Below are 431 nucleotides of genomic sequence, written 5' to 3' on the forward strand. Positions count from 1 at the left end.
GTCAGATAGGCCACGCCCAAAGTAACCAGCAAAACATTGATCATGAAGAGTTCGGACGATTTGCGTTTGGCAACCAGTCTGAACCAGCGCGACATCACACGGCTGCCGATAACGAACAAAATGCCCAAGGTCAGCAACATTTTCAAACCGGCCAAGCCAAGCTCTACCCACAAGTTGCCTTCGCTGCCGCCAGCAAGTGCCGGAATCAGAATCATCAGCGGTACCACGGCAATATCTTGCATCAGCAAAACACCCATGGCCATTTGACCATGCGGCTGACCCAGCTCGGTTTTCTCCGACAGAATGCGGCTGACGATGGCGGTGGACGACATGGTCAGTGCGCCCGCAGTGGCAAACGCCCAGTTAAACGGCGTGCCCATTGCCATCAAAATGCCCATAATCGAGAGCATGGTAATGATGACTTGCAAACC

At 53.4% G+C, this 431-nt stretch carries 1 protein-coding gene; it reads right to left on the bottom strand.

The annotated features are described in order from the left end of the window. Positions 1-431: cation:proton antiporter domain-containing protein (locus ACTHSP_RS22075; protein ID WP_440347019.1), on the bottom strand; the 431-nt coding region annotated here is incomplete at both ends.

Source organism: Neisseria sp. P0001.S005, assembly GCF_051963715.1.